The sequence below is a fragment of the Ruegeria sp. HKCCD7303 genome, from assembly GCF_013111185.1.
GTDB lineage: Bacteria > Pseudomonadota > Alphaproteobacteria > Rhodobacterales > Rhodobacteraceae > Ruegeria.
Genome location: NZ_WVRE01000011.1, coordinates 38,523 through 61,880 on the forward strand (window position 1 = coordinate 38,523; position 23,358 = coordinate 61,880).

General features: G+C 56.7%; 28 protein-coding genes. 21 read left to right on the plus strand and 7 right to left on the minus strand.

The features are described 5' to 3' along the window. Window positions 1-129 precede the first annotated feature (129 nt). Window positions 130-678: a ubiquinol-cytochrome c reductase iron-sulfur subunit gene (petA, locus tag GS630_RS20395; RefSeq protein ID WP_050605700.1), complete on the plus strand. Its 549-nt coding sequence runs from the start codon at window positions 130-132 to the stop codon at window positions 676-678. A 292-nt stretch (window positions 679-970) separates the two neighbouring features. On the opposite strand, the gene GS630_RS20400 is transcribed toward petA, so the two are convergent. Together GS630_RS20400 and GS630_RS20405 are read right to left on the minus strand one after the other, a co-directional pair. Continuing rightward, window positions 971-2,221, minus strand: coding sequence for an MFS transporter (locus tag GS630_RS20400; RefSeq protein WP_170417937.1), 1,251 nt, complete (start codon window positions 2,219-2,221; stop codon window positions 971-973). After that, entirely contained in the window at window positions 2,208-3,236 is a 1,029-nt protein-coding gene (locus GS630_RS20405; RefSeq protein ID WP_170417940.1) for a lysylphosphatidylglycerol synthase domain-containing protein, read from the minus strand. The genes GS630_RS20400 and GS630_RS20405 overlap by 14 nt, the downstream gene beginning before the upstream one ends. 89 nt (window positions 3,237-3,325) lie before the next feature. Between GS630_RS20405 and GS630_RS20410 the strand changes: the two genes are divergently transcribed. Further along, entirely contained in the window at window positions 3,326-3,739 is a 414-nt protein-coding gene (locus GS630_RS20410; protein WP_170417943.1) for a heavy metal-responsive transcriptional regulator, read from the plus strand. A gap of 284 nt (window positions 3,740-4,023) precedes the next feature. After that, window positions 4,024-4,500: a DUF411 domain-containing protein gene (locus tag GS630_RS20415; RefSeq protein ID WP_170417950.1), complete on the plus strand. Its 477-nt coding sequence runs from the start codon at window positions 4,024-4,026 to the stop codon at window positions 4,498-4,500. A gap of 211 nt (window positions 4,501-4,711) precedes the next feature. On the opposite strand, the gene GS630_RS22470 is transcribed toward GS630_RS20415, so the two are convergent. Both GS630_RS22470 and GS630_RS20420 read right to left on the minus strand, forming a co-directional pair. Continuing rightward, the gene (locus GS630_RS22470; RefSeq protein WP_237215937.1) at window positions 4,712-4,930 is read right to left on the minus strand and encodes a GDCCVxC domain-containing (seleno)protein; all 219 of its coding nucleotides are present in this window, start codon (window positions 4,928-4,930) and stop codon (window positions 4,712-4,714) included. A gap of 4 nt (window positions 4,931-4,934) precedes the next feature. After that, window positions 4,935-5,258, minus strand: a complete 324-nt coding sequence (locus GS630_RS20420) for a hypothetical protein (RefSeq protein ID WP_170418031.1) — start codon at window positions 5,256-5,258, stop codon at window positions 4,935-4,937. A gap of 145 nt (window positions 5,259-5,403) precedes the next feature. Here GS630_RS20420 and GS630_RS20425 point away from each other — a divergent pair, with 145 nt between their 5' ends. Beyond that, a complete protein-coding gene (locus GS630_RS20425; protein WP_170417953.1) occupies window positions 5,404-5,823 on the plus strand; it encodes a MerR family transcriptional regulator in 420 nt (139 codons plus the stop codon). Between the two features lie 263 nt (window positions 5,824-6,086). Here GS630_RS20425 and GS630_RS20430 read toward each other — a convergent pair whose 3' ends face one another. From GS630_RS20430 to GS630_RS20440, 3 genes are all read right to left on the minus strand, one after another. Further along, on the minus strand, window positions 6,087-7,040 hold the full coding sequence (locus GS630_RS20430) for a LuxR family transcriptional regulator (RefSeq protein WP_170417956.1): 954 nt from the start codon (window positions 7,038-7,040) through the stop codon (window positions 6,087-6,089). Window positions 7,041-7,227: 187 nt separating this feature from the next. After that, window positions 7,228-8,517 (minus strand): helix-turn-helix domain-containing protein, encoded by a 1,290-nt coding sequence (locus GS630_RS20435; protein ID WP_170417959.1) that lies wholly within the window; start codon window positions 8,515-8,517, stop codon window positions 7,228-7,230. Window positions 8,518-8,884: 367 nt separating this feature from the next. Beyond that, window positions 8,885-9,607: a hypothetical protein gene (locus GS630_RS20440; protein ID WP_170602107.1), complete on the minus strand. Its 723-nt coding sequence runs from the start codon at window positions 9,605-9,607 to the stop codon at window positions 8,885-8,887. Between the two features lie 155 nt (window positions 9,608-9,762). On the opposite strand from GS630_RS20440, the gene GS630_RS20445 reads away from it, so the two are divergent. The 17 genes from GS630_RS20445 (at window position 9,763) to GS630_RS20525 (ending at window position 23,352) form a co-directional block, all read left to right on the plus strand. Then, window positions 9,763-10,119, plus strand: coding sequence for a hypothetical protein (locus GS630_RS20445; RefSeq protein ID WP_142638830.1), 357 nt, complete (start codon window positions 9,763-9,765; stop codon window positions 10,117-10,119). Between the two features lie 48 nt (window positions 10,120-10,167). After that, window positions 10,168-10,581: a thermonuclease family protein gene (locus tag GS630_RS20450; protein ID WP_170417964.1), complete on the plus strand. Its 414-nt coding sequence runs from the start codon at window positions 10,168-10,170 to the stop codon at window positions 10,579-10,581. Between the two features lie 462 nt (window positions 10,582-11,043). Beyond that, a complete protein-coding gene (locus GS630_RS20455) occupies window positions 11,044-11,727 on the plus strand; it encodes a lytic transglycosylase domain-containing protein (protein ID WP_331252138.1) in 684 nt (227 codons plus the stop codon). Continuing rightward, the gene (locus tag GS630_RS20460; RefSeq protein WP_170574749.1) at window positions 11,724-12,005 is read left to right on the plus strand and encodes a hypothetical protein; all 282 of its coding nucleotides are present in this window, start codon (window positions 11,724-11,726) and stop codon (window positions 12,003-12,005) included. The genes GS630_RS20455 and GS630_RS20460 overlap by 4 nt, the downstream gene beginning before the upstream one ends. Window positions 12,006-12,008: 3 nt before the next feature. Further along, window positions 12,009-12,287 (plus strand): VirB3 family type IV secretion system protein, encoded by a 279-nt coding sequence (locus GS630_RS20465; protein ID WP_152460684.1) that lies wholly within the window; start codon window positions 12,009-12,011, stop codon window positions 12,285-12,287. Continuing rightward, window positions 12,280-14,646, plus strand: a complete 2,367-nt coding sequence (locus tag GS630_RS20470) for a hypothetical protein (protein ID WP_170740592.1) — start codon at window positions 12,280-12,282, stop codon at window positions 14,644-14,646. Before GS630_RS20465 ends, GS630_RS20470 begins: the two co-directional genes overlap by 8 nt. Then, entirely contained in the window at window positions 14,643-14,780 is a 138-nt protein-coding gene (locus tag GS630_RS20475; RefSeq protein ID WP_170417970.1) for a hypothetical protein, read from the plus strand. The genes GS630_RS20470 and GS630_RS20475 overlap by 4 nt, the downstream gene beginning before the upstream one ends. Next, window positions 14,780-15,526, plus strand: coding sequence for a type IV secretion system protein (locus tag GS630_RS20480; protein WP_170417973.1), 747 nt, complete (start codon window positions 14,780-14,782; stop codon window positions 15,524-15,526). Before GS630_RS20475 ends, GS630_RS20480 begins: the two co-directional genes overlap by 1 nt. Further along, on the plus strand, window positions 15,523-16,023 hold the full coding sequence (locus GS630_RS20485; RefSeq protein ID WP_170417977.1) for a hypothetical protein: 501 nt from the start codon (window positions 15,523-15,525) through the stop codon (window positions 16,021-16,023). Before GS630_RS20480 ends, GS630_RS20485 begins: the two co-directional genes overlap by 4 nt. Continuing rightward, window positions 16,020-17,075 carry a type IV secretion system protein gene (locus tag GS630_RS20490; protein ID WP_170417979.1) on the plus strand — a complete coding sequence of 352 codons (1,056 nt, stop codon included), beginning with the start codon at window positions 16,020-16,022 and terminating at the stop codon, window positions 17,073-17,075. The genes GS630_RS20485 and GS630_RS20490 overlap by 4 nt, the downstream gene beginning before the upstream one ends. Before the next feature lie 17 nt (window positions 17,076-17,092). Further along, complete coding sequence (locus GS630_RS20495; protein WP_170417982.1) at window positions 17,093-17,737, plus strand: virB8 family protein; 645 nt, start codon at window positions 17,093-17,095, stop codon at window positions 17,735-17,737. After that, entirely contained in the window at window positions 17,737-18,552 is an 816-nt protein-coding gene (locus tag GS630_RS20500) for a TrbG/VirB9 family P-type conjugative transfer protein (protein WP_170417985.1), read from the plus strand. The genes GS630_RS20495 and GS630_RS20500 overlap by 1 nt, the downstream gene beginning before the upstream one ends. After that, window positions 18,552-19,232, plus strand: a complete 681-nt coding sequence (locus tag GS630_RS20505) for a hypothetical protein (protein ID WP_170417989.1) — start codon at window positions 18,552-18,554, stop codon at window positions 19,230-19,232. Before GS630_RS20500 ends, GS630_RS20505 begins: the two co-directional genes overlap by 1 nt. Before the next feature lie 11 nt (window positions 19,233-19,243). After that, on the plus strand, window positions 19,244-20,077 hold the full coding sequence (locus tag GS630_RS20510; protein ID WP_170417992.1) for a TrbI/VirB10 family protein: 834 nt from the start codon (window positions 19,244-19,246) through the stop codon (window positions 20,075-20,077). A gap of 205 nt (window positions 20,078-20,282) precedes the next feature. Continuing rightward, entirely contained in the window at window positions 20,283-21,296 is a 1,014-nt protein-coding gene (locus GS630_RS20515) for an ATPase, T2SS/T4P/T4SS family (RefSeq protein WP_170417994.1), read from the plus strand. Between the two features lie 12 nt (window positions 21,297-21,308). Next, window positions 21,309-21,467 (plus strand): hypothetical protein, encoded by a 159-nt coding sequence (locus GS630_RS20520; protein ID WP_170417997.1) that lies wholly within the window; start codon window positions 21,309-21,311, stop codon window positions 21,465-21,467. Beyond that, window positions 21,460-23,352 (plus strand): type IV secretory system conjugative DNA transfer family protein, encoded by a 1,893-nt coding sequence (locus GS630_RS20525; RefSeq protein WP_170418000.1) that lies wholly within the window; start codon window positions 21,460-21,462, stop codon window positions 23,350-23,352. Before GS630_RS20520 ends, GS630_RS20525 begins: the two co-directional genes overlap by 8 nt. The last annotated feature ends 6 nt before the right edge of the window (window positions 23,353-23,358 follow it).

Below are 23,358 nucleotides of genomic sequence, written 5' to 3' on the forward strand. Positions count from 1 at the left end.
CACCGACGAAGATCACTCTGATGAATAGGGAATGGGGCATCGCGGTGAAGAAGAGGACCAAGGCGACTGATCCACCTCGTCCGAGTCCTATAATTCGATGAACCCGTCCTGACGCACAGGAGGAACAATATGTCTGAATTTTCTGAAAGACAGGCACCTTCAGAGCCTGAAACTCGGCGCGATTTCTTATACTTCGTCACCGGCGGTGCCGCCATCGTGGCCACGGGCGCGGCGGTCTGGCCACTTGTTAACAGCATGAACCCCAGTGCAGACATCTCCGCCCAAGCCGTTGTCGACATAGATCTTGAAGGTGTCGGACCAGGAACGAGGATCACTGTTAAATGGAAAGGCAAGCCGATCTTTATCGACCACCGGACTAAAGAGCGGATCGCGCTGGCGATAGCAGAAGACGATGCACCAATGATCGACCCGCAACCTGACGCCGAGCGCGTACAGCGACCGGAATGGCTGGTAGTTATTGGCGTTTGCACCCATCTGGGATGCATACCACTCGGGCAGGGCGGCAGCGAACCCACCGGAGACTGGGACGGTTGGTTCTGTCCGTGTCACGGTTCACATTACGACACGTCTGGCAGAATTCGGAAAGGCCCCGCGCCCCGCAACCTCGATCTGCCCCCTTACGAGTTCGTCACCGACACACGGGTCAAAATTGGGTGACGGCGCGGTGAACTTTGTTCAGAGGCGCGTGCCTCACCAAGTTCGTTTGTCAGTCCTCGAATATCCCTCGATCAGCGCCGCGATGCTATGTGGCGGAATTCGACATGTACCCCGCTTTCTGGAGTTTTCGAGAAGAGACCTCGCCGTCATGTTCTGAACGGAACAATTCTAATCGCTGCGCTCAACGTTTTCTGCTTCGCCCATGTTTAGACATGCCATCTTGCCTTTTGACAGGATCGCATCTGAATTGCGGGTTGAGAGGAAACGCTTTGGTCCTGAACAAGGTGCTATTTCAACCCCGTGTCAGCCGCGCGGCGATCGCGACCTGTCCCAGCGCGGCCAGGATCGCAGCGATGAACACGGCTTCGATGGCGATCATGCTGACCACCACACCGCCCACAAGCGGCGCCAGCGCCGCCGGGGCCGCAAAGCTGTTGAACCACGCGGAATAGGCCGGGCGGCGGTCGTCGGGCGAGATCTCCAGCAAATAGCCGAGATAGCCGATGGTCACCCCGTTCATCATCGCGCCGATCAGGAAGAACAGCACCGCGAAACCGGTCAGCCCCGAACCCGTGACCACAAGCAGCAAAACCAGCACCGGAGGTCCGAGACGCACCAGTGCCACTATCCCCAGCAGGCGCAATTTGCCCGCCTGGTCTCCGATGTGGCCCCAGAGCGGATTCGAGGCCAGCGCGCCGACAGTCTGCGCCGCCAACAGCGTTCCGACATCCGCCGCCCCGAGGCCGCTGCGGCTGGCGGCAACGACATAGAACGGCAACGCCATCAGCGTCGCTGCACCAAGCCATTGGAAGATCAGGAACAGCCGGAACCGGTGGTCCTGCCGCAGCGTCGAGAAACCTTCGCGCAGAAATCCAGACAGATTGGCAGGACGGTCCCGTGGCGCCCTTGCAGCGGTAGCGGGCTCACCCGCGGAGACAAAAAGCGTCGCAGAGACGATCATCAGCACCGCGCCGAGCCAGAAGATCAGCGCATAGGCCCTGAGCGGCGGCATCACGTCGAGCGCGTGTCGCAGAAAGCCCGCCACCAGAACCGCCAGAACACCGCCGCCGAAAAAGCGCCAGGCCAACATCCGGCTGCGGCGCTCGGACGGGATCGCCCGGCCGACGATGTCGTTGTAGGGCACCGCGACCACGCCGCTGACAAAGGCATAGACCGTCCACAATCCCAGCATCCCGAGCGCCAGCGGAACCGGAGGCCAATCGACCTGAGGCCAGTCGGCCCCCCACCACAGAAGAATACCGATCATCGCGACCGTGATCGCCCGCCCATAGGCACCAAGGGCGTAGAACGGCATCCGCCGATCGGTGCGCTCGGCGAGGTAGCCCACCGCGAACTGGGGCAGCAGCCAGCCAAGACGCAGGACCGTGCTGGCATAGCCCACGGCCAGCGCGCTACCGGTCAGCATATGCACCAGACTGGCCACCACCGTCGCGCTGTCCACCGCCGCCGACCCGCCCTGAAACACCGCACCAGCACCGGCGATGCGCCAAAATCTCGTGTCTTCGGGATTACGCCTTGCCATTCGCCGCCTCTGCCTCCGCCCGGGCGCGGCGGATGTCGATGCCGCTCTGCCACAACACCGTCAGGCCGATCCCGACCACCAGAAGGATCGTCAGCACATAGTTGAACAGGATCATCAGAAGGGCGGTTTCGTCCGGAACGCCAAGCACCTTGAGCGCGAACCCCGCTCCAAAGACAAAGCTCGCCGGGATGCGCACGAAACGACCCAGAACCATGGCGAACCCGGCAAACACCATCAGGAACAGGTAATCCCACGCGCTCAGCACCACGCCAACCGCCAGCCCGGCCCACAGGAAATGGGTTGTCGCCACCAGCTTACCCGCAATGGCTGCGGCAATGGCGGCGACGCGGCGGGCCCGTGCCTGTGGCCAGACGATCCCTTCACCGAGCGCGGTGCGCAGATACGCGCCATCGGCCCCGATGCGGGCGGCAGCCCAGTCGAAGAGTCGGCAGACCAGAGGGTCCTCGCTCAGAAGTGACGCGCGGAACCGGAACAGAACCCAAAGCAGGCTGCCGAAAAGCATCAGGTTCAACAGGCCCGCAACGCTCAATCCCAGCCGCAGGTCACCCTCGATCTGTGGAATCTGGCCGGCGGCGGCCACCGCTCCGGCAAAAAGGGCGAAAACGACGCCGTCGAGGAACCGGGCGATGATCGCGGTTGCAAGCACGGTCGCCATCTTCAAGCGGTCGAGCCGGGCAACCAGCCAGGCCCGGACCAGCGGGCTGATGCCGAGCGGGACAAGGACATTTGCGCCATAACCTGCCAGTAGCGCCCCCGTCAGCCGCAGGGTGCCGACGGGTTTCACGTCGAACAGGATCTGCCGCCACTTCCAGCCGCTCATCAGCTGCTCCAGCAGGATGGTGGCGGCAAGAATCGCGATCCAGAACATGTTGGCTCCGCGCAGGCCCTGCAGAAACAGCGCAAAATCGAGGCTGCCGTAGAGCGCAAACACCAGATAGAGCGCCAGGGCGGAGCCGAATATCGGCAGCAGCCACCGTTTCAGGAAGGTCCGCATTTGACATCCTCGCAACTACCAAGACCTCAATGTTTTAACCTCCGTATCATGATACGGTGTCAAGATGACGGTGACGGAGGGAGACTGCGATGCAACCACTCAAGATCGGCCAGGCCGCGCGCGAGACCGGGATAGGCGTCGAGACGATCAGATTTTATGAAAAGAAGGGCCTTGTCACTCAGCCGCCGCGCCCAATTGACGGCGGCGCGCGGGACTATGGTGGTGACACGCTTTGGCGGCTGAAATTCATATCCGGCGCTAAGAAGCTCGGATTTTCGCTGGCAGAAATCGCGGAAATTTTGGAGTTGCGCACGGCACCAAATACCGAGTGCGTCGCGATGCAGGCCAGAGCGCGCAAAAAGCGGGACGAAATTCAGGAACGGATCGAAGGGCTTGCACGGTTGAGGAACAATCTGGACGAGCTGATCGCGGCGTGTCCGGGGCGTGGTGGAATTCAGAACTGTTCGATCGTGGGCGCCATAGAACGCAGCAGTGAGAAATAGGCGCAATTCCGGCCTTGAACGGAGGGTAGCGGCGTTGCTTGCGAACCGGGTTATTGCCAAGCAGGACCCAGAACGGCAGGTGCAGCGAAAAAAGGAGAGCGAGGGTTCCGCTTCCGAGCAGAGTTTGCGCCAGATCATTGTGAGAAATCCCTGCGTCGCCCAGAAAGCCATATCTGATGAGTGTCGGAGGGTGACGGACAAGTCGGCCCTGTAAATGCGGTCCAGCTTTTATCCTACCGGTGCGATTTTATATCGGTTTAAGACAAGTTTACCCAAGAGGGAACATGACAATGAATAACCTGAGCCGCCGCCGCTTGATGCAAGGAGCCGCGGCAATTGCGTGCAGCGCGGCGCTTCCCGCCTTCGCGAAAACCGGTCCCTCAATCCATGTCCTGAAGGATCCGAATTGTGGGTGCTGCGGATCGTGGATCAAAATCATGCGGGCGGAAGGTTTTGAAGTAGGCGTGGAAAACAGTGCTTGGGAGGCCTTGAACGCTTACAAAACCGCCAATGGGATTCCGGAGGGCATGATGTCATGCCACACGGGTCGCGTGGAGGGCTACATGATCGAAGGACACGTCCCATCCGCTGACATTCGGCGCCTGCTGGGCGAACGCCCGAATGCTGTCGGACTGTCGGTTCCGGGAATGCCTTTCGGCTCACCGGGCATGGGGCCGGAAAGTGAACGCGAAGCCTTCGACGTCTTTCTGATCCGCAAGGATGGAACCACAGAGGTGTTCGCCAGCTACCCGGCCGCATAATTTCCCGATGGCGCTGGCAAGATCCTGACAAACACGGCGCTCGCTTCTGCTGCCTGGTTTACGTGACATTCTTCACGGCAAACCAGTTGATCCGTGACTTCACGCCTGCCTTGTCCTACCGGGCAAGTTCCAGCCTACGGTGAAAAAATACCTGCGTCCGCAAAGCCTGATGACCGGCTTTGCGGACAAAACCGACATCCCGGTCGCCGTATCAACCGCAGCATTTGTCGCCCGCCTGAATTGGCGGGCATGGGGCCGATCCGTAGGAACAGTAGACGCAGCAATCGCCGGGAAGTGGCTTCAGGACTTTTCCGCAAGATGTGCATTCGTAGAACCACTGGCACGCGTCTGTTGGCATCGTTTCAGGCCTTGAATGTCCACATTCCGGGCAGATGATCGTGCTGACAAGGTTCGGGTGCTTTTCACTCATGGCGTCACATCAAGGTTATCAGGAAATCATTTATTCGGATTTCGTTGAGCACGATAACCCAAGCGATGGCCGTCAACGCAAAACTGCCTGTCAGCCACCATTTGAAGCGGTCGAGCGAACCACGGCGATACGCGACGATGCCAGAGAGAAACAGCAGGGCCGTCGAACCGCCGAGCACGTAATAACTCGCGGCGGCGATCTTGCCGAATACGGCCAGCCAGCTCCCTCCCAAGCCAAGCAAAATCAAGGCCATCGGCAAGATGCAGCAGGTCGCAACGCCAAGTGCGGTAAACGATCCAAGAAAGCTTGCGCCAACAAACTTGCTCATGGTCAGCTTTCTCCGGCTTTGACGAACTCGAGCGGAAGCCGGTTCGACTTCCTCGATTTTTGCTTCGCGCGGTATGTGAAATTCGACATCATGACCGACAACATGCACCCTGTAGTAGCTACAGGTTCAAGGGAAAGGTCATCACATGATTGCGATTGGCGAAGCGGCGAGATTGACCGGTCTGTCGGTCGAGACGATCCGCTACTACGAACGGGAAGGCATAGTCGAGAAAGCCGGTCGAACCGCCTCGGGACGCCGCGCATACACGGAACGGGAAATCTCCGAGCTCAGATTCATCAAACGCTGCCGCGATCTTGGCTTTACCATTCAGGGTGCATGCGCACTTCGCGAATTGTCCAAAGCGCCCGAGCAAGCTTGTCGTGACGTCGAAGACGTCGCAACAAGACATCTCGACAACGTCAGGTCAAAAATCGCCGCCCTCCAACGGTTGGAGCAAGCACTGGCAGAACTTGTGCAGACCTGCACCGAGGGTACGGCCTCATGCCCCCTGCTAACGGCGTTGCTCAACGAGCCTATCGCCAAAGAAAAAATAAACGACACCTAATTGCAACGCCCGGAAAGGATCGAATCTGGCCAACTCAGTTTGCGGAAAGACTACAATGCGGCTCAAATCCGGCTCGCTCATCATTACCCACCCCATGCCCGAACTCTCTGCCTGTCCTCATCGCAGGCGAGAGTGACATTCCTGAATTGCTCATGGGTGACATTTGAGCTTTGCGGCTACAGATTGCGGAAGCATAAGTGAAATTATGTGAAACTTGCCCCTGCTCACAATTTTGCAAATCAAGCGGTGCACGTGGGCCGAACTCAGAGATGCCTGATCCACACGCATTGATCCCGGTTGGGTCCAAGTTCTTCGAGGATCCTTTCAGCATCCAGATTGAAGTCTTTGGCAATTTCCTGGACCTGAACCGCCTGAAAGCTATCCAAGTTCCGCACCGTTCGACCATCTTCAAAGGTGATCAACTCGTGTGATCTTCCAGACCAACGCACGATCCCGCCGCAAAGGGTCTGTCCTTCAACATCCGCAAGTTCGGCGACCGGGTCGGCAAAGAAATCGGTCCATTTAAGAATACCTGTGCTGACAGCTCTCGCCACTGCTTGTTCCGTTGTCCGGCACTTGAGTTTTGTGACGATCGAAGACGTCAAAGCATGCACCATCCTGGAGGAGAGCCCCGTCTGGCCAGCAACTACGGATGGGATCAATCCTGATGCGAGCATCTTCAGAACATCCATCTCCTGATCGGACAACGCATCCGTAGGAAAGTTGAAAACTGTATCAATCACATCGAGCGCGAGTAGATGCAGGACCTGCGCTTCGTGGCGAAGGGCAGGGAGCATACTCCCGACCAAGGCGTCCCAGTCGGATCGGCGCAGGTTGGAGGTAACCGTAAAGACACCACGCTCCCCAAACGGATTGATAACCGGAATGGATAGTCCGTGCTGACCCACACCAAATTTTCTCGCTGCATCGAATAGCGGTGCGTGTTCACGCTGATCATCAAACACAGCCCAATCAATTGGTGCGATCATTGCGGCGCCAAACCGGATGAGGGGATCGACCAGGACCATGTCGTTGTCGACGTAGTGCCTGACCCATTCGGCCGGGAACGTGGTGCAGCCGTGGACAACGTTGTGATGCTTGTCGATATGGGCGTAGGACGCATTCTCCAGTCCGAACCTCGAACAAATTTCCTGAAGGCGCGCCTCCCCGGTCTGCCTGAAATCCAGTTCAGAATTGCCAATGTCCGCGATTTTCATAGATCGTCTTTCTGTTCCGCGTTGCCGTCGAGGCCGCTTAGCAACCTAAAGCTGAACAAACCACTCGGGAATTCCCGTAGCCAATCATGCATTTGAATACAGTTCTGTTCTGGAGGCGGAAACGGAGCGAAAACCTGCCGATGAGACACATGAATTGGAGAAGCTGGCGGCTCATAACCCGGCACGGCTAAAACCCGCTGCAGTGATCTTGCGGAAGCCCGTCTTCCTCCTCTCGGGCTCTACGCGCCAAAAGCCCCATGAAACTGGAAATCAGGTTCAGTTCACCGCGCTCATCTGCGTGCACCATACCGCGCAGATATCCGCCCGGATTAACCACTGGCGGCAACCGTGGATCGCTCAGCCTCGCGTCTGTGATCAACCCGGCCAGGATTGCACCCATCACGGTCAATCGGTCAATCGCCGTACGCCAAGCCGAGGCATTGGCGCCGATCTCCGACAATCGCGACCAAACGCCGGTCTCAATCGCGTAGAGCGACGGGCTGGAATTCTGATCTCCGCCACCCGCGATATCGATATGCATGCGCAGCTCGGGTGAGGCCAGTTCATATAGGATGCGGTTATTCACCCGCGGTAGTTTTTGGGCCTTGCGCGATGCCGTATCTGTCGGATGATTGCTTTCTAAGCAATGCGGAGGGCCGTCAGGCCCGGAGCCGGAACAATCTGGTTCCGAGGCTTTTGCCGAGGACATTGAACTCTCGCCATCGGCGTTACAGGACAGAATTGTTTCTTCAATTTGGTCTTGTATATGGCACCCGAAACAAGCTTCGGGTTCACCCGAAATTTCACCGGGTTTTGCGACATGCTCTTCGATCCGGCTCCAAAGGTCGTAAGCCGCCTGAACATGTAGCTTGAGCGCCTCCAGCGTCATGTATTTCAACTTGTCGGCGCGCGGCCAGGATCGAAGTTCCTCCTTCATGCCTTCCAGACTTTCAGGAGGGCAGGGGAGTAAGAGAAGCACGGCCAGACTATGTTTCACATATCGGTAAAGCCGTGATCGATCCCCGCGCAGCTCGTCCTGTTCTTTCTTCTCGGCCTTGCTGCGCACGTCCGCGTCGCGCATCTCGGGAATGAGGTTCAGGGCAGGGGTCAGGAAGAGTCCAAGCTTCTTGCGCTTACAGCGCGCGCCATTTGCGCCAAGCCTGCGTTCGATCAGACCAATCCTTTCCAGCTCACGTTCGTGATTGTGGATTGTCCGATCTGTCACGCCTCGCCCGGCAATGAGGGTTTCCTGGCGCGCGTAGCAAAAGGGTTCCTGAGACGGGTCTCGAAAAGCACATGGCGTAATCATATCGATGATGATCTCTAAGGTGCGAATACACTGGGCTGATGCGCCTCTGATCTGCGCATATCCCACGCAGAGCTGACGTAACCTGTCACGGTTCCAGCCCTCAGGAAGGCCGTTGTGAAAGCGAATATTATCGTGGTGATGGGCGGATGCGATCTGCCGAAAGCTCATGGATTTGGCCTCATTTGGCAAAGGTCAGTGTTGATATCGCGGCTTCGCGGGGCAGGGTGTTCGGAATGGTTCAACGGTCTCATGGTCTGCTTCTCATTGGGGAAGCAAGGCGGCTCGAACCTCAGCAAAAAGACACAGAAAAACCGTTCGCACAGATGCGTTTGTCCTTGTCAGTAATTTTGGAGTTTCCTATAAATCAGGTGATCAAACGTGACTTAAGAAGATCCCCGCTGAGGCCCCGCCTTGCGGGGGTTTTTGTTTCTGGGATTAAGTTTTTCCTCCGGGCCAATCGGCCTGGTTTAAAAATGCAGCTGGCGATTTTTGGTGGCATAGCCAGGAGCAACGCGTTGTACCGCAGGTCAGCACCTCAATATCGGATGAGTTCGTAGTCGCTGAACCCGAATGTGTCGGTCCACTCGACGCCAACGCCGCGGAAGTAGCTGGGAGGTTCACAGCGATTGCCCAGTGGCAGCCAGTAAGGGATTGGGGCAGGAGCGCGCTCGGACCAGCGAAAATTCGTATTATCGTCGTAGGTGCCAACCACAAGATCAAGCGAACGCTCGCAATCTCCCTCCCTTGAACGACGGCGATAGCTGTAGTGGCGCACATCCCAAACCCTGATGGATCTCACAACGTCGAAATCGGAAGAAGAAAGATCGACGCTGATCGGGGTGGCTTGGAAACCGTCACCGTATTGGCCGTGATGTGCATCGATCCTTCCTATCGAGATCGCTGCGTCTACCAGTATTGGCTTAGCGGTGTCATCCGATGGAAGCTCTGGAACTGGGCTAGCACTGGTGCGCTTGATGGCTTCCAACCGTTCCATAGGACCCAAGTCCGAGGGGCTGTGTGACGTATTCATCGGACAGCGCCAGAGTTGAAGCGGCGGTTCGACCGGGTAGGGTGTGATGCGCCGAATGAACTCCGCCTTGGCTGCGACGCAATCAGCCGAACTTGGCCAACCCCCGGCGAGGCAAAGGAATATGGCACAGTCAATTGGATAGGCACGAGCCTGCGTGGCTGGCAGTGCAGCGAGTGCAACTGCAAGGGCCTTCGCGCGAGTTCGATTTCCGGATTTTGAGTGTTTCAAGATGGTCTCTCCTGCTTGCGAATCGCCTAAGCAATATCCGGCCAATATATTTCTGACAATCCAATATCGTATATTGGCGGGTTTTCTTATATTGACGTAGATTGTGTTTTAGTCCACAACTTTTGGATGTAGAAGACGGCCCATAGGGGGTCGTCATGGCGGACAACAAGAGACAATACACTGTGGTAACCATCGAGATGGTCCGGGGCCTGAAAGAGGATCAGGTTCCCTTTACATGCCGCTACGAATTTATCGGACTCGCTTCCCTTGGACGACCTAAGTACCACTGCATTTACAGCTCGCCGAACTATGTCGGGGCCTTGTGCAAGTCGAAGATCTCTCGAGCGGGCGCTGAGCCCAGAGAGTTCGATCTTTGGCCGGGCCTCTTCAAGCATCATCAGGAATTTGGTGATGGGCGCATTCTCTGCGTCAAATCAGACTATACGATCGAGTCGATTACCCCAGAGGGTCTCGAAGCAGCTCAGGCCCTGGACGCGAAATCCAAAACCTGATCGGTCACGTTCGAGAACCCGGCTCATCAAAATGCTGGGGCAGGGCGCATGAAACGGCTCTTGTTTCTCAGCGCTGCACTCGCGTCCTTGTTCATTGCTGCAGTTTGGATTGAACCAGCTAGGAAAACAAAGACTCTCGGCGCATCCGAGGTGATTGCCGTTGACGGTGACACGATCGACCATGGTGACGACCGATACCGGCTTATTGGGTTTGATACGCCTGAGACATTCCGGGCTCAGTGCGATGCTGAGAGAGCTTTGGGTCTACGAGCCAAGGACCGGCTGACGGAGCTCATCAACTTCGCGGGCGTAATTGAACTTGAGATTGAGCTGCACTTTGACGTCCACGATCGCTTCTTGGCGCTTGGGCGCGTGTCTGGACAGAACGTCGGGGCCATCCTGATTTCTGAAGGTCTGGCGCGCCCGTACTCGGGTGGCAAGCGCCAGTCCTGGTGCGGCTGAAAGAAAGGATAAAACAACGATTTATGACAGCAGAGAGAAACGACTAAGCAATAAGCAGTCCTGCCGATTGCGCCAACAATCGACAGGACAAGAAACGCCCTTAATCCATCCGGGCATTCCTCCAACATCAAGAGAGAACTGTACTATGGTAAAAACAGTAGTCCGAGATGCCGGTCCTAGATTGGGCAGCACCGCGACAGAGTCAATGGGTGCAAACCTAGACAACGCGTCTGCACCTCCGATCCCTTAGCGCTGTCTGACGATTGAGGCGCGCGGGACATCCGAACGTTCCAGCCAAAACATCTGACTAAGAGATCCGAACCAGACATTGGTCTTTTGCGGCGCCACTGAAGGTTCAGTGCTGTGTCCCAGCACCCGATTCCCCACCGCTCAGATGACCTGAAGTCGACCCCATAATAGTAATTATGTAAAAACTACTGACCTAATTTGGAGGACAAATTAGTGACCAGCTCCATCAAAAGCTTCACCGATAACAGATGTCGGATCAACGCCGTTTGGCCGTTGTTGGCGTTCTTGACGGCGACTTTCGGAACGGATGTCTGTGCCCAGGTCATTGAATACGAACCTGATGGAAGCGTGTATCTAAACGGCATTCGCGCAGAAATCGTTGATGGCGTCGTTCGTCCAATCCGGATGCGTGAATACACGCTTAATGAAAAGCCGGAAGCACCAACCCCCAAACCGCAGGCAAAGATCGAGATTGCGGGCAAGGCGCCGCGGCCTCGCAGATCCTCGGGCGGCTGGTCGCAGGAGCGGATCGTCAAAGAAATCCACGCAGCGGCGGAACGCCATGACATTCCGGCCGAGTTGTTCATGGCGCTGGTCTGGCAGGAAAGCCGGTATCGGGCTGACGCTCTGTCACCCAAGGGTGCCTATGGCTTTGCACAGCTCATGCCGGGAACGGCGAAAGACCTGAGCGTGAACCCAAAGAACCCTGCAGAAAATCTCGACGGTGGTGCCCGCTATTTGGCGGCGCAGTACCGCGCGTTCGGAACCTGGAAGCTGGCGCTTGCCGCCTACAACGCCGGGCCTCACCGCGTCGTCGAATATGGTGGCGTCCCCCCCTTCACCGAAACCCGCAACTACGTGCGGACCATCCTCAGCAAAGTGAGCACTTCCTCATGAAAAGAACCCACTTCTACCAGCAGATGGCGTTTTTCGCGATCACAGCGTTCATCATCACAGCAGCGCCCGCCTCTGCTGGCTGGCTGCAAGATGCCATTGGCGATTTCATCAACGAAACGCTGGCTGACTCGAAGGTCGTTGGCGTCAGCCTTGCCGCTGTCGGCTTCATCTGGGGCTGTCTGGCCTACGTGTTCGGCTGGGGTTCGCTGAAAGGCCCGGTAATCGCTATCGTCGTCGGCGCTGTTATCGGCCTCGCTGATACATTCATCGGAGCCTGATTGATGCCGCGCCGCAATACGGTCTTTCGCGGCCTGAGCCGCCCCGCAGAATGGGGCGGCCTACCCGTGATCTATCTGCTGGTGATCCTCGGGATGACCATGCTTTCGTTCTTCATGTTCGGGATAGCGCCAGCAATCATTGCGGGTTTTGTTTTCTACACCGGGCTTCGCCTCTTTTACGAATGGGAACCGGCTTTCTTCCGCGTCCTGTCCGTAACCCTTTCCAAAACTCCGCGCACCAAAAACCGCCAGCATCATGGGGGAGATTACTATAGTGCCTAAGCCTGCTGCACAGGATTTGTGGACCCTTGCCCGCTCGTTGATCGAGCCGAGCTGGCGCAAGGATGAAATGAGCCTCTTTCAGATGTTGCCTTATGGCTATGTCGTGGACGATGAGGTCATTTCCACACGCAACGGTGGCCTTATCGCCGCTGTAGAAATCACCGGGATTAACGCAAACACGCTGGACGAAAACGAGTTTGAGTTCCTGGCCGAACGGTTTGAGCGTGTGTTGCGCACAACACCCAATGAAGTGGCATTTTATGTTCATCGACTGACCGTCCCGACTGAGACTGGTCATGTCATCACAGATCCAACCGGCTTTGCCGGTGCAGTGGCGCAGGCCATGCGCTCAGCTTCCGTCGATGCAGAGCTGAAAGAACGCAAGATCATCATCAGCGCCATTCTCCAAAAGCGGCAGGATGAGCGGGCAAAACAGATGTTCGGCATGTCGTCTGGAACGATAGACGAGGAACGCCGCGAAATGATCGAACAGCTCGACGGTGTTTTCACAACACTGGCGGGCACGCTGGGCGAAAGCCGGGTGCGCCGGCTGAAGCTCAGCGAGGGGCGTTGGCTCGGCTATTATGGAATGCTGTTGAACGGTCGGTATCAGCCGATCATTCACACGAACATTGCAGAACCCATCGCCTTCAACATGCCGCAAGAGGATGTGCTGTTTCAGGGCAAGACCGGCAAACTGGTCACGGGCGACGATCAGGAACGCTCCATCCGTGTCTATTCCCTGAAGAATTACCCGATGGCTTCGTTCCCCGGCATTTTCGACGGGCTGGACCTGCCGGTTGATGTTGTGATTTCGCAATCCTTCCTGCCGATCAGCCGCGCCCAGGCGCAGGAAATGGAACGCCGCAAGTCGGGACAAATGCGCTCGGCAGGCGACAAAGCGAAGTCGCTTGAAGAAGATTTGTCCATTCTGGCGGACGGCATTGCCTCCGGCACCATGTCACTCGGCAAGCACCACCTGTCGATCTGTGTGTTTGGGAACGAGGAAGATCTGAAAACCGCCGAAAAACACATCATCGGTGAAATCCAGATTTCGGGCGGCACGGTCAAACGCGAAGCGATGTCGGCGCGGTCGGTGTACTTCGCGCAGCACCCCGGCAACTTCGCATTCCGTCCTCGTGAAGAACTGATCACGGACCAGAACTTTGCGGACATGGTTGCGTTCCACATGCGCCCTAAAGGGTTGGATGCGGAAAAGCTGCCCTGGCCGGGGCCATTGGCGACTTTGCCGACAACGCACGGGGACAGCTACGATGTTTCGCTGCACCTTCCCAAGACCAGCAAAGACGCTGAAAACCTGCCCTCCGGCCACACAATCGTTCTGGGGCCGAACGGATCGGGTAAAACTGTGACCGCGATGCTGCTGGCGACAACGGCGGTTGCACAGGGCGCGCGGATCATCGCTTTTGACAAAGACCGGGCGATGGAGGCCCCCATGCGTGCGCTCGGCGCACAGTACACCCGCGTCCGAGTTGGTGAACCAACCGGCATGAACCCGTTTCAGACCGAGACGGATGAGGCTGGGCAAAGCTGGCTCGCCAATTGGGTCATTGCCCTGTTGAGCTATGACGAACCACTGACCACCGATCAAAAGGATGAAATCACGCGGGCTTGCCAAGCGAATGCCACTTTGCCGCCTGCGCTTCAGAACTTCGATTCATTGGTGGAACGGTTCAGAGCCTTTGACGATGACAAGAACCTGTACAAGCGTGCAAGTGAATGGGCTGGCGAAGGCCGCTTGTCCTGGATGTTTGGCGAGGGTGGCTCAGATCCGTTTGCTGCTGGCGCCCGTCATCTTGTTTTCGACATTTCCGAGGTTCTGGATGACGAGTTGGTGCGGCTGGCATGGATCAGCTACGTCATGCGCCAGATCGAACGCCGCTGCGCCACCAAGATACCCACTGTCTTTGTGATTGATGAAGCATGGGTAATTGCTGGCAACCCTTATGGCGCTGGCATTCTCATAAATGCCTACACCACGTATCGGAAGCTGAACGTCATGATGATGATGATGACGCAGATCCCCGATCACCTCCTGTCGTCGGCGGCAAGTAAGTCGATCCTGGAAAACACCAGCACGCAGCTCTTGTTCCCCTCTCGATCCGGCAATGAAGCAGACTACCGGGCAATCGGCTTGAACGATTCAGAGCTGGCCGCGCTGAGGGCGCATTTTGGCGACCGCGTAATGCTCATGAAAAAGGGTGATGAGAGTGTTTGGCTCGATGTCGATGTCGGCGCTCTCGGCCCGCTTCTCCGTGTTCTGAGCGGATCAGACGGAAAATCGTTCCCTGATCCTGACTGGCGAAAAAACCCCAACTTCTGGAAGGAAATCACATGAAAACCCGCCTTGTAATCGCCCTTGTAGTTCTGGCCGCTGTCTCAGCCTGCACCAGCACCTATTCGGGCTATCGCAGCAAATGCGCCTGCGACTTTGAGCGCATGACCCCCCCTGAAAACTTGGAGCTTGTCTGATGAATATTTCAAAGAAATTCCGCACAACCATTGCTGTTTCAGTTCTGGCCGCCCTGCCCGTCATGGCATCGGCCCAGGGTGTTCCGGTGGTGGACTCTGCATCCATCACGCAGGACGCCGCCAATTCGGCCAAAGAAATCGCTGAAATGGTCCGCCAGTACGAGCAATTGCTGGAACAGTACGAGAAACTGGAACAACAGCGGGCATTGCTCGAAAACTCCTTCAAAACCATCAGCGGTTTGACAGATCTGGATGAGTTCAACAGCCGCAGCTTTTTGAAACTGGCGACTGCTGCTGACACGCTCGGCTACGCACTGGATGCAGCGGAGGGCGGTATCTCCGGCCTGCCCGATGTCGCTGCGCAGGCAATGGAACGTCGATCAATCAACCTCGGCCTGAACGATGGCATCTTGTCCGACTTCAGCGGATCGGATGTGCAGGCTCGCCGCATCCTGTCTGAGCGTGGTGGTGCGGGCCTGATGGCGTCGGCGTTGGGTGAGAATGGCTATGACATGGCCGGTCAGCTCTCCGAAGATGCTGAAAAACTGCGCGGTGAAATCGGTCAGCAAGAAGATCTGAAGGATGCAATCGACTATAACACGGCGGTTCTCCTGAAACTCCTGCAAGTTGAAATTGAAATCTTGCGCGCAACCTCGGCTAATGCTCTGGCGTCGGGCACGGATCTGGCTGCAACCGCTGCTGATCTTTCGACACTCAGCAACTATGTACGAGGAACCTCACAATGAAACTCCGCTCAACTCTCATCCTGACCATTGCAGCCGCCGTCGTTATGTCGGGTGCTGCATCGGCACAGGTGAAGCTGCGCCCGTCACCCAAGGTCGATATGCCGTTCGATGAATATCGTAAGTGCCTTGGGTACTCGGGCGCGAGTGAGTACGGTCGTCAATTCGTCAAAGACGATCAAGCGCGCATGGCCGAAGCGGGCCAATCCGCAGACAAGCAGCCTCTTGTGACCAACTGGTCGGTGGTGATCCTGAATGAACAGGTCATAGCAGCGCACGAGGCCACCATCGAGCAATGTAATCTGCGCAAGTCTGGCGAGACCTACAGCACCGAATGTCCGCTGGGTGGTTTGAGCCGTGAGGACGCGGCCCAAAAGGTCGGAGCTGACCAAGACGAGTTTTGGACCCAACCGTCCGACAATCTTGCCGCGCTTAAAAAAGAGCAACGGACCCGTCTGGAAGCTCTGCGCCCTGCAATTGAGGAGGCTTGTGGGCCGTGATCCAAGATTTCGTCAGCTCGATTGAGGCTGCGCTTAATAACTTCTCGCAGCAAGCATACAACAGCCTGGCGGCGGATCTTGCATCCGCCCTCTGGGCAATAGCCGCGCTGATCTTCGTGGCAATGCTGATCAACGGTGTGCTTCAAATCCGGGAAATCGGGTTTGGTGGCTATGTCGGCTGGATCATTCGGGCGACGATCATCATTGGTATGGCTTCCAGCTGGAGCTTCTTTCAGCCCATTTATCAGGGCATTTCGAGCCTCCCAGACACGATTGCCGGAGAATTGACCGGCACAACAAATGTCTGGGAAGCACTCGATGACATTGCGCTTCAGTGTTTCTTGATGGGCCAGCAGGCCATTGAAAACGCGACCTGGGGCCTGAGCATCACCGGGGCTATTCTCTGGGTTGTTGGGGCTGTCATCGTAGCTTTTGGCACCGGCATGGCGCTGATCGCAAAAGGCGGTCTGGCGGTCCTGCTGGGACTAGCGCCTGTTTTCATCGCAACGCTGCTCAGCTCAGCAACAGCCAATATCTTCGCAGCCTGGGCGAAAACGACTGTTGGCCTGATCATGGTCATCGTCGTTCTGACAGGTATTGTTTCTCTTATTCAGGCCCTTTTCAGCTCAGAACTGACCGCTGTTGAGGATGTGAACAATATGGAGGCCAGTGGCCGGTTTTTGGCGATCTGCATTGTGTCAATCGTGATGCTCACGCAGATCCCATCGCTCGCGGGCGGAATGTCGGGTGCAATCGTTTCGGCATCCTCGGGTCTTGCCGTGGCAACTGGTGCCGTCGCTGCCGCAAGAAGTGCATTGGGCACTGCAAGCGACGGCGCAAGGGGTGCAGTAGCCGGTGGGAAAACCGCCGCCGCGATGGCCTCCGCAGCCCGCGATGGGACAGGTGTTCGTGACAGCGCCTCGCGCGCGATGCAAGCGCGTCGGGACATTGCACACAGAGCCCGCAATCAGGATGGGGCGGCTCGACAGAGCTACGCCGCTGACCGTTACCGGCAGAGCATTCGACAAGCTCGCGTCAATAAATCTTCCTAAATCGAGGTATTGAGCTGATGTCACACGTGACAGATCACGAAAAAGAACTCTTTCTGGGTGCACGCCGCGATGCCTTCAAATGGCAGGTATTCGGCATGGTCGGCATGGCAATGGGCGTGGCCTCTATGATTGGTTGGGCGATGCTCCTTCCCTTGAAGGAAATCCGCGCGGTGCCATTCTCCATTGATCCGGACACGAAACTGCCGGTCCTGCTGACTGAAAAAGTCGAAGAACTGGAACCTTCTGAGGCGATGGCCTTCCGTGAAGTCGCAAATTATGTGCGCGACCGGGAAACCTATGATGTCCAGGACAACAACGAGCGCCTGAAATCGGTGCTGCGTCGTTCTGATGAGCTGGCCGAAACGTCCTACCGCGAACTGTGGGACGGGTCGAACGACAACCATCCGGACGAAATCTATACGCCCAAGACAAAGGTGCAGACCGAAATTCTGGGCGTGTCGCCGGTCAACGATGCGACGGTGCAGGTCGAGATCCGCAAGTCCCTGATCGTTCCAAACCAAGCAACGGCCTCAGCCCGCTACGTGGTCACAGTGACCTATGGGTTTGAGGAAAAAATCGTGACGTCGATGGACGAACTTTTGGAAAATCCATTCGGCTTCGTCGTCACCAACTATCGCGTAGACGCAATGGGAGACATCTGATGCAGCGTTCTTTCAAAACACTCACCGCCACCGCCGCAGCAGTTTTGGCATTCTCTACGCCTCTGCTCGCTGAAATCACACCGACACCGGACGGAAAGAACGCGGATCACCGCATCACGCATTTCCATTACGTCGAGAACCAGGTGTACCGCATCCCTGTGGGTGAACGCCTGATTACCTATGTTCACTTTCCGCAGGGCGAAACCGTCCGCAGCATTGGTGCGGGCGACACTGAAAGTTTTCAGATCACTCGCCTTCAGGAAGGTCGCGTTATTGCGTTCAAGCCGGAAATCCTGAACTCGGATTCAAACCTGACTGTCCTGACCAATCGCGGCACATACAACTTCTATCTGGTTCCGGCCGAGAGCGCCGCCGAACGCAAACGTGTTCCGTTCCGGGTCACGTTCTACAACAAAAACAACAGCGGCGGGACTACAACGCGCCGTGGCACGGTAGCGCGCAGCGAACCGAAACCAACAGGCCGCTTCGTCAACCAAAACTACTCGCGCTCGGGCAAAGCTGACTTCGCGCCTACTGCCGTGTGGGACGATGGCGTTCACACCTATATGCAGATCCCGCAGGATGCGGAGTTGCCGGGGATCTTCCGTGTCCTGCCTGATGGCCGCGAGCTGATGGTGAACACCACAGTCAAAGAGCGCGGCATTATCCAGGTGCAAGGCCTTTCAGATCTTTGGACACTGCGCATCGAGGACACTTCGATCTGTGTACGAAACGATGGCGACGCGTTTCAGCAGGCAAGTGTGAGCGGTCGGCCCGTCACTTCACAGACAGTTAAACCGGGGGGCAGCAAGTAATGAACCGCGATCAGACAATTGCGGCACGGGCGGCGGCTGAACAGCCGTCGCAACGTGTCCGGAAGAAGTTCGACCCAAAGAAGCTGATAACTGTTGCAATCGCAGGGGCGGTGTTCCTGGGCTTTGTATGGTTTGTCATGGGCGACGAAAACAAAAGCACCAACACGGGTGTCCGCGTTGACGCTTTGCAACAAGGCGGTGGCGAGCGATACGGGCTTTTGACCGCACGGGGACCAGAGGTCGATGAGCCGGAACAAGAGGCTTTGCCCGAGGAAATTGCGGTGGCAACACCGGTAGCAGTGCCGCAGGTCGATTCCGAAGGGCTGAAACAAGCCCTGAAAACAATCGAGCAACAGAATGGCCGGATTTCCGATCTGCAAGACGAGCTGACGGACGCCAAAGTTTCGCTGTCAGAAAAAGACGGTGAAATCGCAACGCTGAACCTGACCAATGAACGCCTTCAGGTCAGATATGATGAGCGCGAGAAAAAGTTTCAGACTGAGCTTGCCCAGGCGGTTGCTGATGCAGAGGCCCGGGCGCTCGCCAGTATGAGCCACTTGCAGACTACGGGTCTGACTGATGATGAGCGGCGCAGGCTTGAAGAACTCAAGCGGATGCGCGAGCGCCAGAACCAGTCAGACGGCATCGTGTTCGATGAAAACCCATACGGCAGAAACTAATGGAGCTGACGATGAACAGAACAGCACTCACCCTCGCCCTGGTTGCTTTGGCGTCAAGCGCGATGGCACAGGAAGCACCCGGTCAAAACTACCAGCCGATCAATGGTGGATCGCAGCCGGTCATTTTCCAACCCTTCCCTGCTGCGCCGCAGCCGGTTCAAGTCCAGCCAGACGACACCCGCTTACCTGAAGAACAGCGCGGCTATCAGGAAAACCCGAATACGACATGGCAAAACAATCTGGTCGAAGAATATCCACCCATCGTCGGGGCCTCGATCATTGACGATCCGTCGCGCACCTTAACGCAAGGCACGGTCTTGTCGGCGCTATTCGGTGGGGCGGTCAGCTCGGAACTGCCCGGTAGTGTCGTGGCAACGATCACACGCGGCGTCTACTCGATGGACGGCACACGTTTGCTTCTGCCTCGTGGATCGAAGCTCTATGGCGAGTATCGAGCGGATACGACATTGGCGCAAACGCGCATCATGATTGTTTGGAGCCGTGTCATTACACCGGATGGCCTTTCCGCTCAGATCGGCTCAGTTGGCACGGACGGACAGGGCCGCACCGGCGCGACCGGCAGGGTGAACACACACTTTGGGAAGCGGTTCGGCACGGCTGCGTTGTTGTCCATCATCGGTATTGCCCCTGTGGCGCTGGTGTCTGACAGCGACAGCAACAACTCGGTCAGAACGGATCTGGCAACCCAAGTGGGGTCTAACCTGCAGAACGCCACGGCAGCGGCGCTTGATGAATACCTGCGCATCACTCCGACAATCTTTGTCGATCAGGGCAGTCGTATCAACGCGATCCTGCAGCGCGACGTTGTGTTCGATAGCTTCTGAGAGCGAGCCAATGAGCCGACCGCCTCAGCGGTCTTTCCGGCCGCTGCCAGCATGATCGAGTGCGGTAGCGGCCTTTTTTGAAGCAAATTCAGCACTTTTTGGAAGCAATGAATCTTATGTGGATGCCTTCGTGTTCGAGGCAAAGCCGAGATGCAGCGAAGGCAACCTCCAGTGTTCCAAAAAGTGCTCTACCAAGGACAAGAACATGAGCGGGCGGAACGGGAATAGCCTTCTGGAATACTATACAGGCAAGATCGAGCATCTGTTACACGATGAAAGCCTGAGCGAAATTTCTGTGAACCCTGACGGATCGGTCTGGGTCGAAGAAATGGGCACAACGCACATGACCAGGACAGACATCACTCTGAACAGAGACGATGTAGAAAACATCGGGCGCTGCGTGGCCGGTTTCAGCGATGTAACATTCGGAGAAAAGAAGCCGATTGCGACGGCCAACGTGCCGACACAGCAGGGTAAAGCGCGGGTTCAGGTCGTGATTCCGCCAGCAACAACCGGCGTGGGGTCCGTTGCGATCCGTCTCCTGCGCGTGAAAAACGTCGATCTGGGCGCGTTCAGCTTCGCCAGCAAAGAGGCGGCGTTGGCAGAAAACAACGATCATAGCGCGCTTGAAAATGCTCGGGCTGTTCTCGCTGACGGAACAATGAACTTTGACGAGCTGGCCGACCTTGCAATGCTTAGCAAATGGAACGTGATCATTGCCGGGGGCACCTCGTCCGGCAAAACCACTGTCCTCAATGCAATGCTGAAGCGCGTCGATCCGGGCGAACGGATCGTGACGATTCAAGAAGTGGCCGAGTTGGACATCGAGCAACCCAATTCTGTCGATCTGCTTGCCGACCGTTCCGAAGAAGATGGCCCTCGATCACCAACAAAGCTGCTGGAATCGGCGCTTCGCCTCCGGCCTGACCGCCTCGTCTGCGGTGAAATCCGAGGCGACGACGCGAATATGTTCTTGGAACTGGTGAACACCGGCCACGATGGATCTGTCTGCACCATGCACGCGAACTCGCCCGTAGATGCCATTGGACGGATGAGCAAAATGGTGCGTCGCGGATCTCCGACCGTTCAAAAGTCAGAAGTGGTCGATGACATCCGGGCCACCATTCACATGATCGTTCACATGAAGAAAATCGGGGACGAACGGAAGGTCAACGGCGTGATCTTCCCGCCTCTGATGACTGCTGAACAACTGAATTGAAGGAGTACAAAGATGAAGAAATTCGAGTACCGAGACGTGCCTTTTTCGGAATGCGACGACGCCAGCGAGAAATTCGCAAAGCTGGGCAAAGAAGGTTGGGAAATGGTTGGTGTCGCACGTGCAGAATTTGGCATCGTGTGCTTCTTCAAACGCGAGCTGACCGATGGCTGAGTTTCAGGATCTACCCAAAGGCAAGAAGGTCGCGATAGCCGGTACTATGGGCTTTATCGCTACCTCGGCTTGCGCGGTGTTGGTGGTCGGGCTGGCGCTCGAATACATCAACACCAGAGGCTTTCGCGGGCTGGACATCTGGGCGATCCCAGAGAAGTTCATGGCACAGCCTGCAGAGACGCAGCAGATCATGGGTCTGGTGGCGGTGGTCGCAGTGGGTGTTTTGACCTTTGCATTTGTGGCGGCTGCGCTGCGTGGTCCCTCAACGAAATACGGTGATGCGACCTTTGCAAAGGCCCCTCAGCTCGTCCAGGAAGGCTATGCGTCGGTTCTGAAGCTCAAAGACAAATTGGATAGTGAAATCGTGTTTGCCAAATTTGGTGAGCCAAAGGACAAAAACGCGATCTACTATAAGCCCGGCCCCGGTGTCCAAAAGCCGCACGCGATGTTCATTGCCCCGTCTGGTTCGGGCAAAACCAGCGGCTTTGTGATCCCGAATGTCCTGCGTTTCAATGGGTCTTGCGTCGTCCTGGACATCAAGGGCGAGATTTTCCAGACAACCGGCGCGCGTCGGGCAGCAATGGGCGATGAGGTTTTTGTGTTCGACCCCGAGAACCCCGACAAAAGCCACAGCTACAACCCTCTGCGCCGCGCAGCACGTGCCGACAATCTGGACCGGCGATGGGAAGAAGTGATTCAGGTTGCAACTCAGATGTTCGACACGCCCAGCTCGTCCGCGCAGGGCTTTATGGGTGGTGTTGAAGGCATGTTCTGCGCAATGGCGATGCTGGCGATCAAAAGAAAGCGGCCATACATTTCCGAAGTCCTGCGCCTGGTCAAAACGACCAAGCAAAAGGACTATGAGAAAATGGCTGAAGAAGTTGGATATGCGCGAGCTGCAGATGAGTTTCTGAATCTTGCAGCCGAAGAATCCAAAATCCTGCGGTCAACGATTTCGGTTATGTTGAACTCCGGCCTGCAGCTCTGGCGCAACCCGTCGGTAGCAAGAGCCACGCAGGGCAATGACATCAACTTTGAAGATCTGCGTCGGCGCCCCAGCTCGATCTACTTTTCCGTGCCAGGGAAAAAGGTCAAAGAGTTCCGGACGCTCATTCGCCTGTTCTTCCTCGATCTGGTGAACACCATCGAAACTGTTGAGCCGGGCGAAGATGAGCCGTTCAAGGTTTTGATGCTGCTCGATGAGTTCCAACGCCTCGGCCATCTTGAGCGCGTTGTTGAAGCCTATGACACCATGCGATCGTTCGGGGGCAGGCTCGTGGTGATTTCGCAAACACTGTCGCGCCTACAGGACATTTATGGGCACGAGGGTGTGCGGGCGATGCTGGCAAACGCTGGAACCCAGATGTTTGCCGCCTCAGAGGATTCCGAAGTACGCGAACATGTGTCCAGGTCCATCGGGGACAAAACGGTCATAAGCAAGTCGAAGTCTCGAGCACTCGGCAAGATGGAAATGGGCAGCATATCAGAGCGTGAAGAAGGCATTCGCCTGCTCCGGCCCGAACACGTTGGCCGATTGCCTGAAAATGAAGTTGTGCTGATCCGCGAAGGCAAGATGCCGGTGATTGCAAACAAGATCCGATACTTCGAAGATCCCTATTTCATGCAGTTCCTTGGGGGTGATGCTCCAAAGATCAAAGGTACACATCTGGATCTTGCTGAAGAACAGGCCAGGGACACGGCAAAGGCTCTGGCGGATGCGAATCCGGCCCCTGCCCCGGTGAAAGAGGTTTCTGAAAAAGACCAGGAACTTCAGGCGGCATTTGATGCGCAGCGCACGGTCGCAAAGCGGAAAAGTCGGTCAGCGAAAGATATGGCGATGGAGAAAATGAAAGCCAAACGGGCTGAAAGTAGCGCCTTCACTTGACGGGGG